Source organism: Thiococcus pfennigii, assembly GCF_016583835.1.
GTDB lineage: Bacteria > Pseudomonadota > Gammaproteobacteria > Chromatiales > Chromatiaceae > Thiococcus > Thiococcus pfennigii.
Window position 1 is genome coordinate 1 of the sequence record NZ_NRRW01000079.1, and the last position, 11,391, is coordinate 11,391.

Consider the following 11,391-nt stretch of genomic DNA (forward strand, 5'->3'; position numbering starts at 1 on the left):
CCCCCGCGCGGCGCTACGCCGCTGCACGCCGCACCGAATATGCCTTCGCCGATGTGCGCCGAGCGCTCGCCCATGAGCTCGCCGACGTCGGTTTCGGGGTCGACTGCGGCGATCCCGGCCACGGCACTCGAAATCCCCTCATCGCGGCTGTCATGCGGTTAGTCGCCTGAGGAAAACGAGAAACTTCAGTCGTTATATTTCCAGCAGTAATTTGTTGTTGTGCCAAGGCTGAAAGGATGTGCTTTTCAGCCGATCCAATTGCCTTCTCTAACTTACCTAAAACTTCTTTTGGATTTATTTCATTTTTTAGCTTATCTATATATAATCGAAGCCCGAATTTCTCAAATGCGATTGTGCAATTTATGCCTTTATATGCGAAAGGAACGCACCAATGCATTTTTTCACCGCGCCATCCTAACGAAAAACCGCATACCCCATGCAATATGAACAGCAGTAAATTGGGGATGGGGAACTGATAGCGTTCTATTGATATTCGTTGTCCCTCGGTTCCCCAGACGAGATCTGGGGCATCCGGCTTTGGGGCAGAAAAATCCCTCAAACGAAGCTTGATGTTACTAATTGCTTCTTCTAATGTGTCGTCCATATCTTTTGATGCCTAACGACAAGATAACCTGCGCAGATGTTGCGGCAGCGGAATCTGCGTCAGGTTCATCTACTTGTTAGCCCATCTCTTACATAGGGATAATAGGGGCTCAACTCGCGCAAAACTATCAACGGAAGAACTGCCTCAAGAGAAGATAGGTATCGCTGCGTTATAAGCGATATATTTCCGTCCACCTCATTCAAAAGAATTGAACCCCACTTGTCTGGCGAATATCTCATGATATTGCTAAGAGCACACGTTATCAAGAAATGCATATCGAGAGTTGACAAGCAAATCGGATGGATAGGATTTTCAGTGTACCAGAGGTGGTTTCGTGCGTCGCTCTGGACGATTGGATCAATTGCATCAAGTTGATCCTGGGCGATTGATATCACATATTTGCCATGCTTCTCAGAGAAAGCGCAGTCAGGAAAACTTTTTTCAATATCTTCACGTTCGGGCTTATGCACTCCATTACCGATGCGCCACTCCCATGCCAACGATGTTCTGTCGCCCGTGCGGGATATCTCAAGAGGATGACATCTACTGCCGTGACCAGTAACTATCCGGTAGTAATCCTTAAGTTCTGGCACCATTGAGTAGAGCGTACCGACAGACAGCACTGCTGAATTTTCATGATACTTCGTTATCGAATTGGCTCGATTTATTGAGAAATCTGTGTCGGCCGCAAAGATCAGAGTATTTGTATGCGAGCCATGCAGATCACTAAACGTGCCTTGTTTTCTATCACCGCCAAATCTAAAGTAGACCCCGTCATTTATGTAATCCAACCCATGAGATCCCGGTATTTGTTCAACTTTGTTGCGCAGCGGATTTCTTGTGACGATAAGACCATATGCATAGGCAGTTAGTGAATAAAAGTAGTTCAGTGGCTTTACAAGGGCCGGGCCCACATGACCGGCATTAAATAGATCACGTCCTTGCCTTAGGCAATACTTAATCCTAAGCGCTTCTCCAGTAGTGAGACCCGCATTTCGACTTTGCCCAAGAGAATGGTTGTTTCGCTTGTATACCTGCTTAATTACTTCGTCATTTTCCAGATTGGCAAGCAGCGCCATCGCCTCCGACTGATAACCTGTTGCGTCCAATGGAAGCAAGCTGCAGGGAGCAGCAGACTCTTGGCGCTTTTTTGCCTCAGAACGAAGCAAGTGGAGCTTCTTTGCGGGCAGGTATGCTTCATCGCGATAATCGACAACGCCCTGTTCCTTAAGATACTTGGGCAACGAGTCGGCATTCTTCCCTAGCTCCTTATGTTGTTCTAGTGCTGCCTCATAGGCAGCCCGCATTCCGGCGTAATCTGTAGTGAGATCGAATAACGAATTTCTGCCTAACGCAGTCACTGTTCCATTTTCGACCAGTATGTTCTTTGGCATAGCGTGCGTTCTTCTTCGTGGTTCCGGCAACAGTTGACTAGGCTGTCGCCTATGCTCTGCGTGCTACACCGTAGCCAGCCGAGCACAGTATTCAAATCCCACAGCCCGCGGATCCGGTCAGAATTCTGCCCGTTTTCCGCGAATCTTGAAATGCGTCGTCCACAGCCGAGCCGCGCGGTGGCCGCTCTACGGACGGCCGTAAGGGCCGGCCTCGCCTACCTTTACAGGCCAGTATCCGCGACGCCTCCGCGCTCGGATATCCCCGCGGCACCCAGCCGCCCCTCCCCAACCCGCTCGAACATCCCCCGATACGCCTCACACCGCCCAATCAGCTCCGCATGGCGCCCCTGATCGACGAGCCGGCCCCGATCGAGTACCAGGATCCGGTCCATCGCGCCGAGGTCGGCGAGCCGGTGGGTGATCAGGAGCACGGTGCGGCCGGCCATCAGCCGATGGATGGCGGCCATGAGGTCGTGCGCGGTGGTCGAGTCGAGCCCTTCGGTCGGCTCGTCGAGGATGAGGATGGGGGCATCGCGCAGGACAGCACGCGCGATGGCAAGGCGCCGGGCCTGGCCGCCGGAGAGGCCGATGCCGGCCTCGCCGACGAGGGTGTCCCAGCCGTCGGGAAGGCTCGCGATGAAGGTGTCGAGCTGGGCGACGCGGCAGGCGCGCTGCAGCGCCTCGTCGGTCGCGGTCGGGTCGGCGAGCAGCAGGTTCTCGCGGATCGAGGTGTGGAAGAGGTGGGCGTGCTGGGAGACGACGGCGATCCGCCGGCGCAGGTCGGCGGCGCGGTAGCGGCGCAGCTCGTGGTCGCCGAAGCGGATGCTGCCGGCCTGGTAGTCCCAGAAGCGCAGCAGCAGGTTGACGAGGCTGGACTTACCCGAGCCGGTGGCGCCGACCACGGCGACCCGCTCGCCGGGCTCGACCCGGAACGAGACCCCGTGAAGTGCCCAGGGCCGCTCGGGCGCGTAGCGAAGCGCGACCTCATCGAAGACCAGATCGAGCCGCTCGGGCTCGGGGGAGGCCGTCGGCGGGTCGACGACCGCCGGCCGCGCATCGACGATGGCGAACAGGCGCCGCGCCGCGGTCAGCGTCGTGGCGAGCGACTGGAAGGCCGCCGGCAGCGGGGCGACGGCCTCGAAGCTGGCGAGCAGGAAGAGGGCGATCATCACGAGTTCGGGGCCGGCGAGGCGACCGCTGCCGACGAGCGGGATCGCGATGAGCAGCCCGCCCCACAGGGTCAGGTTGGCGGCGAGCCCGACGGCGGCGAGCGACAGGCCGTCGAGGCCGGCGAGCCGACGCTGGTCGGCGATCCAGGCCGCGCTCAGCCGGTCGACGGCCAGCGCCTGGGTCTCGGCCCGGCCGTAGACGGCGAGTTCGGCCATCCCCTGGAGGCCGTCGACGACGGCCGTGCGCAGCTCCGCGGCCGTCGTCACCCGGCGCGCCGCGGCCTGCGCGCCGAGCCGCCCGACGAGCCAGGGGACGAAGGCCCCGGCGACCAGCAGCCCGGCAAGGGCGAGCAGGGCCAGGCGCCAGTCGTAGAAGGCGAGGAAGACGACGGCCGCCGTGCCACCGACGATGGCGACGAGCAGCGGCACGAGGAGGCGCAGGTAGAGCCGGTCGAGGGCGTCGATGTCGGCGCCGATGCGGCTCAGCAGGTCGCCGCTGCGGGCGTCCTGCAGGCCGGCCGGGGCGAGCGGCTCCAGGTGTTCGAATAGCCAGACCCGCAGCCGCGCGAGGAGGCGCAGCGTCGCCTCGTGGGTGACGAGGCGCTCGACGTAGCGCCCGCCGGTGCGCAGGATCGCGAAGGCGCGGATCAGCGCCGCCGGCGTGTAGTAGTTGATCGGCGTACCGCTCGCGCCGGCCGCGGCCATGGCCGCGATGAACCAGCCCGAGACGGCCAGGAGGCCGACGTTCGCGATCAGCGTCGCGAGGGCGGCGAGCAGGCCGAGGGCCATCCAGCCGGCGTAGGGCCGCATCAGCCGCAGCAGGCGCACGAGCTCCCTCATCACTCGGCGCCCGACGCGAGCTGGGTCTGGACGAGCCCGGCGTAGAGGCCGCCGCAGGCCATCAGCGCGGCGTGGTCGCCCTCCTCGACGACGCGCCCCTGATCGAGGACCAGGATCCGGTCGGCGCGGCGCACCGTGCTCAGGCGATGGGCGACGACGAGCAGCGTGCGCCCGGCGGCGAGCCGCTCGATGCCGGCCTGCACCAGCGCCTCGCTGTCGGCATCGAGGCTGGCCGTGGCCTCGTCGAGGAGGACGAGCGGGGCGTCGCGCACGAAGGCCCGGGCCAGCGCGATGCGCTGCGCCTGGCCGCCCGAGAGCCCCTGGCCGCGCTCGCCGACGAGGGTGTCGTAGCCCGCCGGCAGCCGCTCGATGAACTCGTCGGCGCGGGCCTGCCGGGCGGCCTCGTGAAGCGTCGCCGCATCGGCGTCCGGGCGGCCGAGCAGGATGTTCTCGCGCAGCGTGCCGTGGAAGAGGCGCGGCTGCTGCGGCACCCAGGCGAGCTGGGCGCGCCAGGCCTCGGGGTCGATCGCGGTCAGGTCCTCGCCGTTGATGCGGATGCTGCCGCCATCGGGCACGAGGAAGCCGAGCAGCAGGTTCAGGACCGTGCTCTTGCCGGCACCGCTCGGGCCGACCAGCGCGACCCGCTCGCCCGGGGCGATCGTGAAGGTCGCCCCTTGCAGGGCGGGGCGGCCCGGGGCATAGGCGAAGCGGACGTCCTCGAAGGCGATGTGGAAGCGCGGTCCCCCCGGCGCCGGGCGCGCCGCAGCCGGGCGCTCGGGGACGGGCATCTCGAGGAGCTCGACGAGCCGCTCGCCGGCGCCGATCGCCTCCATCCGCGCGTGGTAGTGGCTGCCGAGGTTGCGCAGCGGCTGGTAGAACTCGGGGGCTAGCAGCAGCACGAAGAGGCCGACGCGCAGGTCGATCGGCCCCCAGTCGAGCTCGCCGAGCAGGCGGAAGCCGATCAACACCGCGACCACGGCGATGCTGACCGAGGCGAGGAACTCCAGCGCCAGCGACGACAGGAACGCGACCCGCAGCACCGCCATCGTGCCCTGGCGGTAATCATCGGAGAGCCGGGCGACGACGGCCGCCTCGCGGCGACTCGCCCCGAGCAGCTTGAGCGTCGTGAGACCTTGGATGCCGTCGAGCAACCGGCCGGCGAGTTGGGCGAGGCGCCGCCACTGACGCTGGTTGAGCTCCTCGGCGCCCTTGCCGATCAGGATCATGAAGAGCGGGATCAGCGGCGCCGTGAGCGCCAGGACCAGGGCCGAGATCCAGTCCGCCGGCAGCACGAAGGCGAGGATCGCGAGCGGCAGCAAGGCCGCCAGAGACATCTGCGGCAGGTAGCGGGCGTAGTAGGGCTCCAGTGCCTCGACGCCGTCGACGACGGCGCTGGCGAGCTCGCCGCTGCGCTCCTGGCCGAGGCGGGCCGGGCCGATCCGTTGCAGGTGCGCGAAGAGCCGCTCGCGCACCGAGCGCTTGACGGCGGCGGCCGCGGCGAAGGCGGTGCGCTCGGCGGCCCAGGTCAGGATGGCCCGCCCGAGGAAGAGCGCGAGCAGGCCCCAGAGGAGCGGCCAGAGGTCGGCGAGCACCGCCCCGTGCAGGACGACGGCGTCGGCCAGGCGGGCCAGCAGGCCCGCCTGGGCGATCAGCAAGAGTCCGCCCGCGAGCCCGAGCCCGACGGCGAGACGCAGCGGCCCGGCACTGCGCCGCCGCTCGCCGTCGAGCCAGGCCGCTACGGGTCCCTTCTTGGCGGCCCGCGCCATCGTCAAGCGGGTTCAGCGGGCCTCAGTCCCGCCGACGGCCCTCGTCCTCCTCCTGGGCGTCGAGCAGGGCCGCGCCGGCGGCCGAGATCAGCACCAGCATCACGGTGCCGAGCAGCCAGGCGAAATACCAGGTGCCGTAATCGCCGAGGATGATGGCCAGCAGGATGACCAGCCCGGCGATCGTCAGATAGATGAGAAAGTGCATCAAGGTCTTCATCGTCGCCGTTCCCCATCAATAGGCGTGGTCGTCCGCTTCGACGTGCTTCGCGCTCACCTTGCCGCGCATGACCCAGAAGGCCCAGCTCGTGTACCAGAGGATCAGCGGCATGAAGACGACCGTAAAGCCGAGCATCCACATGAGCGTGTACTCGCTGGAGGAGGCGTTCCAGACCGTCAGGCTGTGCGAGGGCTCGGCGCTGGAGGGCATCATGAACGGGAACATCGCCGCCCCGACGGTGCCGATGACGCCGATCCAGGCGAGCGCGCCGAGCCACCAGGCGAGCTGCGGGCGGTCGTTCAGGGCGCCCCAGCGCCCGGCGGCGAGCCCGAGATAGGCGAGCCCCGGCACCAGCCACAGGAGCGGCATGGCCAGGAAGTTGTCGAGCCAGGCGCCCGAGGCGCGCACGACCTCCTGCTGCAACGGCGTCTGGGCGACCCCTGGGGCCGGCCCCTGGACCAGCTGATAGCCGTCGAGGAAGACGACCCAGATCCCTCCGAGCGTGAAGAGTGCGAGGGCGGCGAGGGCGCTGCGGTCGAGGAACCCGCGGGCGCGGGCGTAGAGCTCGCCCTCGCCGCGGATCATCAGCATCGCGCAGCCCATGTAGACCGAGAGCGCGACCGAGAGCAGGCCGCAGAGGATCGCGAACGGGTTGAACAGCGCGAGGAAGCTGCCGGTGTAGAACGAGGCCAGGTGCCACTCGAAGTGGAACGGGAAGCCCTGGAGCGCATTGCCGATCGCCGCGCCGAAGACCAGCATCGGCACGAAGCCGCTGACGAACAGCGACCAGTCCCAGGCGTTGCGCCACCTGGGGCCCTTGAGCTTGCTACGGTACTCGAAGCCGAGCGGGCGCACGATCATGCTCCAGAGCAGGAGCAGCATGACGACGTAGAGCCCGGAGAAGGCGGTCGCGTAGACGATCGGCCAGGCGGCGAAGATGGCGCCGCCGCCGAGGATGAACCAGACCTGGTTGCCGTCCCAGTGGGGGCCGATGATGTTGAGCGCGACGCGCCGCTCCGAGTCGGTCCGCCCGACCCAGCGCAGCACGGTGCCCACGCCCATGTCCATGCCGACCATGATGGCGAGCCCCATCAGCAGCACGCCGAGCAGGATCCACCAGGTCACCTTCAACAGCAGATAGATTTCCATCGCGCGTCTCCTTTCCCGGTCCTCACTTGGCGGCGACCGCCGTGGCGTGACCGTGTTCGGTCGGCCCCTGGCGGATGAACTTCACCATCAGGTACATCTCGATGGCGATGAAGATCGAGTAGAGCAGTACGAAGCCGGCCAGCGAGAAGATCAGGTGGTTGACGCTGTGCGTCGAGACCGACATCCAGGTCGGCAGGACCTCGTAGACCGTCCAGGGCTGGCGGCCGACCTCGGCGACCAGCCAGCCGGCCTCGCAGGCGATGAAGGGCACCGGGATCATCAGCAGCGAGAAGCGCAGGAAGGCGCGCTGGCGGTGGACATCGTTGCGCAGCGTGAAGATCACCGCGAGGGTGAAGAAGGCGAGCATCAGCAACCCCGAGACCACCATCACCCGGAACGACCAGAACACGATCGCCATGTTCGGGATCGCATCGCGCGCGGCGCGCTGGATGTCGGCCTCGGTCGCCAGCGCCGGGTCCTGGTCCTGGGCATAGAAGCCGACGAGGAAGCCGTAGCCGAGGTCGTCCTGGTGGGCCTCGAAACGCGCCCGCGCCTCGGTGTCGTCGGGGTCGTCCTGCAAGGCCTTGAGCGCCGTGACGGCCTCGATGCCGCTACGGATGCGCTCATCGGCACGTTCGATCAGCGTGTCGGCGGACGGCACCGGGTCGTGCAGGCTGCGGGTCACGAGCAGGCTCGTCAGATAGGGGATGCGCAGCGCATAGTCGTTTTGCATCTCCTCCTCGTTCGGGATGGCGATGACGTTGAAGCCGACCGGCGGCTCCTCGTATTCCCAGAGCCCTTCCATCGCGACCAGCTTGCTCGGGTGGGCATGGGCGCCGACGAAGCCGAGGGCGTCGCCGAGGGTGATGACGCCGGCGCTGCTCAGCACGCCGAAGAGCGCTGCCATGCGGAACGAGCGCTTGGCGATCGCCAGGTGGCGGCCGCGCAGCATGTAGTAGGCGCTGACGCCGCAGACGAAGACCGCCGCCGTGACGAACCCGGCGATGCTCGTGTGGACGAACTTCGACTGGGCGTCATGGCTGAAGATGAGCTCGCCGAAGCTCGCGAGCTCCATGCGCATCGTGTCTGGGTTGAACAGGGCCCCCTGCGGGTCCTGCATGAAGCCGTTCGCGACCAGGATCCAGACCGCCGAGAGGTTCGAGGCCAGCGCGACCAGGTAGGTCACGGCCAGGTGCTGGGCCTTGCTGAGCCGCGCCCAGCCGAAGACCATCAGGCCGACGAACGTCGACTCCATGAAGAAGGCCATCAGCCCCTCGATGGCCAGCGGCGCGCCGAAGATGTCGCCGACGAAGCTCGAGTAGAACGACCAGTTGGTGCCGAACTGGAACTCCATCGTCAGCCCCGTGGCGACCCCGAGGGCGAAATTGATCAGGAACAGCTTGCCCCAGAATTGGGCCATGTCCCGGTAGATGGTGCGCCCCGTGGTGACGTAGACCGTCTCCATTGCGGCGAGCAGGAAGCTCAGCCCCAGCGTCAGGGGTACGAAGAGGAAGTGATAGAGCGCGGTGGCGGCGAATTGCCAGCGCGAGAGTTCAACGACCATCGGATCGATCACGGCCGACCTCCTGCACGAAAGATCGAAGGGCCCGTTCCTGTAGCGCTCGGCGACGATCGCTCGATCATCGGTTTGCGCCGACTACCTTGGAGTTTTCGTGGAAACGACAATCTTCATGGTGCGACGACGATAGCACCGTAGAATGACGAAGGTGAAATCGGCGTGGACGCTGGGGCGAGGGCCGCCATCGGTGATGGGCCGGGCGCGGGAACTCCTCGGCGCGCGCCTGTCGGATCGGACAGCGGCCGACCGCCTCGTACTGGGCCGGCGCGGATCGCTCGCCCGTCGAGTGGTCTCAGATGCCGGGCCGGACACGCCGACCCACCCTCAGCGAACCCCACAGCGACTAAGCGGAACGCAACGATGGACGATCCCACGACCCGACGCGGCCTGCCCGTGCCGAGCAAGCGCTGGAGCCGGCTCTGGCACATGGGGCGGGCGACGACGGACATGGCCCTCGGCATGGGCGTGCGCGGCATGATCGAGCTGGCCCGGGCCCGCGGCGACGACCCGAGCCGCATCCGCATGAGCCCCGAGGCGACGCGGCGCGTCACCGACCGCCTGGCGCGGATGCGCGGTGCGGTGATGAAGATGGGCCAGATGATGTCGATGGATGGCACCGACGTCTTCACCCCCGAGGTCGCCGAGATCATGGCGACCCTGCGCGATCGCGCCGAGCCGATGCCGATCGGCCAGCTGGCCCAGGTGCTCGACGCCGAGCTCGGCGCCGACTGGAGCCAGCGCTTCCGGCGCTTCGAGTTCACGCCGATCGCGGCGGCCTCGATCGGCCAGGTCCACCGCGCCGAGACGCGCGACGGGCGCCGCCTGGCGCTCAAGATCCAATTCCCCGGCGTGCGCGAGAGCATCGACAGCGACGTCGAGAACATGCGCTTCCTGAGCCGCACGCTGGGGATGATGCCCAAGGGCATGGACATCGGGCCGATGCTCGAGGAGACGCGCCGGCAGCTGCACCGCGAGGCCGACTACCTGGCGGAGGCCAACGCGATGGAGGCCTATCGCGCCCTGATCGGCGAGGATCCGGACTTCCTCGTCCCCGAGGTCCACCGCGACCTGACGACCCCGCGGGTGCTGGCGATGACCTTCGCCGACGGCATCTCGGTCGATCGGTTGCGCGAGACGAGCTACACGCGCGCCGAGCGCGACCGGGTCGCCTCGCTCCTCACGCGCCTGATGCTGCGCGAGCTCTTCGAGTTCGCGATGGTGCAGACCGATCCGAACTTCGGCAATTTCCTCTACGACGCGGCGAACGGGCGGATCGCCCTGCTCGACTTCGGCGCCGCCCAGCCGGTCGCCCCGGCGATCGTCGAGAGCTTCCGGGTGCTCGGGCGTGCGGCGCTCGCCGACGACCCGGCGGGGTTGCGCGAGGCCTCGATCGCGCTTGGCTACATCGACGCCGACGAGCCGCCCGAGCGCATCGACGCCCTCGTCGGCCTGATCCGCCTCTCCAGCGAGATGCTGCGCGCCGATGGGCCCTACGACTTCGGGACCTCGAACCTCTCCGAGCGGGTCTTCAACCACGGCCGCAATCTCTACCTGGAGGACAACTTCTCGCGCCCGCCGGAGCCCTCGACCCTGTTCCTGCACCGCAAGTTCGCCGGTACCTTCATGCTCTGCCGACGGCTGCGTGCGCGCGTCGACCTGGCCGGCATGATGCGCGAACTCCTCGCCTGACCAGCGCCGTCGGGCGGGGCCGGGCCGGCGCTGCGCGGTGGTCCGTTCGACGAGGGGCAGGGTAGGCATCGCCTCCGATTCGGCGGTGCCGTGTGTTGCGGTGCCGGTCGTCCCCCCGAGCATCGGCTCGCGCGTAACCCGTGCCTTCGTCGGGTTACGACGCGCACACCCCGTCCGTTCGCAACGAAGGCCGGGCACGCGCACCTAACTGACTACGGGCTCGCACCCGAAAAAGATCGCTCGCGCAGAGACGCAAGGGCGCAGAGGGCCGTAGGTCGGGTTAGCCCCTCAGGGCGTAACCCGACGGCCGGCGACGCGGCACCGGCCGAGGCCGCTGTCGGGTTACGGCGCGCGCGGCCTGTTTCTTCTCAGCGACCGCCGTGCAGGCGCATCCGAAAAAGATCGCTCGCGCAGAGACGCAAAGGCGCAGAGGGCCGTAGGTCGGGTTAGCCCCTCAGGGCGTAACCCGACGGCCGGCGACGCGGCACCGGCCGAGGCTGCTGTCGGGTTACGGCGCGCGCGGCCTGCTTCTTCTCGGCGACCGCCGTGCAGGCGCACCTAACCCGACCTACGGGCTCGCACCCGAAAAAGATCGCTCGCGCAGAGACGCAAAGGCGCAGAGGGCCGTAGGTCGGGTTAGCCCCTCACGGCGTAACCCGACGGCCGGCGACGCGGCACCGGCCGAGGCTGCTGTCGGGTTACGGCGCGCGCGGCCTGTCTCTTCTCAGCGACCGCCGTGCAGGCGCACCTAACCCGACCTACGGGCTCGCACCCGAAAAAGATCGCTCGCGCAGAGACGCAAAGGCGCAGAGGAGCGTACTGGTGACTTCGACCAATGCTTTCTCTTCACTTTGCGCCTCTGGTGTGCCAGGACAAGCCTGGCCCGTCTAGCAGTCTGTGAGGTGACTGCCATGTGAAGTGCTGATGACACATGTAGCTGCGGTCTGTCGCGTGGAGGTAACGAAGCGCGGGGAGCGAGACCGG

8 protein-coding genes are annotated in these 11,391 nt (G+C 66.2%); 1 reads left to right on the forward strand and 7 read right to left on the reverse strand.

Going from position 1 to position 11,391, the window contains the following annotated elements:
- Nucleotides 1-13 precede the first annotated feature (13 nt).
- The 7 genes from CKO41_RS16765 to CKO41_RS16795 form a co-directional block, all read right to left on the reverse strand.
- Nucleotides 14-604: a hypothetical protein gene (locus tag CKO41_RS16765; protein WP_200383123.1), complete on the reverse strand. Its 591-nt coding sequence runs from the start codon at nt 602-604 to the stop codon at nt 14-16.
- A gap of 65 nt (nt 605-669) precedes the next feature.
- A complete protein-coding gene (locus tag CKO41_RS16770; protein WP_200383124.1) occupies nt 670-1,998 on the reverse strand; it encodes a YaaC family protein in 1,329 nt (442 codons plus the stop codon).
- A 221-nt stretch (nt 1,999-2,219) separates the two neighbouring features.
- Nucleotides 2,220-4,007 (reverse strand): thiol reductant ABC exporter subunit CydC, encoded by a 1,788-nt coding sequence (cydC, locus tag CKO41_RS16775; RefSeq protein ID WP_200383125.1) that lies wholly within the window; start codon nt 4,005-4,007, stop codon nt 2,220-2,222.
- Nucleotides 4,007-5,773 carry a thiol reductant ABC exporter subunit CydD gene (cydD, locus tag CKO41_RS16780; RefSeq protein WP_200383126.1) on the reverse strand — a complete coding sequence of 589 codons (1,767 nt, stop codon included), beginning with the start codon at nt 5,771-5,773 and terminating at the stop codon, nt 4,007-4,009. Before cydD ends, cydC begins: the two co-directional genes overlap by 1 nt.
- Nucleotides 5,774-5,795: 22 nt before the next feature.
- Complete coding sequence (locus CKO41_RS16785) at nt 5,796-5,990, reverse strand: hypothetical protein (protein WP_200254397.1); 195 nt, start codon at nt 5,988-5,990, stop codon at nt 5,796-5,798.
- 15 nt (nt 5,991-6,005) lie between these two features.
- Nucleotides 6,006-7,139: a cytochrome d ubiquinol oxidase subunit II gene (gene cydB, locus CKO41_RS16790; protein ID WP_200254399.1), complete on the reverse strand. Its 1,134-nt coding sequence runs from the start codon at nt 7,137-7,139 to the stop codon at nt 6,006-6,008.
- 22 nt (nt 7,140-7,161) lie between these two features.
- Nucleotides 7,162-8,715, reverse strand: coding sequence for a cytochrome ubiquinol oxidase subunit I (locus CKO41_RS16795; protein ID WP_200254401.1), 1,554 nt, complete (start codon nt 8,713-8,715; stop codon nt 7,162-7,164).
- A 363-nt stretch (nt 8,716-9,078) separates the two neighbouring features.
- Here CKO41_RS16795 and CKO41_RS16800 point away from each other — a divergent pair, with 363 nt between their 5' ends.
- Complete coding sequence (locus CKO41_RS16800; RefSeq protein ID WP_200254403.1) at nt 9,079-10,407, forward strand: ABC1 kinase family protein; 1,329 nt, start codon at nt 9,079-9,081, stop codon at nt 10,405-10,407.
- The last annotated feature ends 984 nt before the right edge of the window (nt 10,408-11,391 follow it).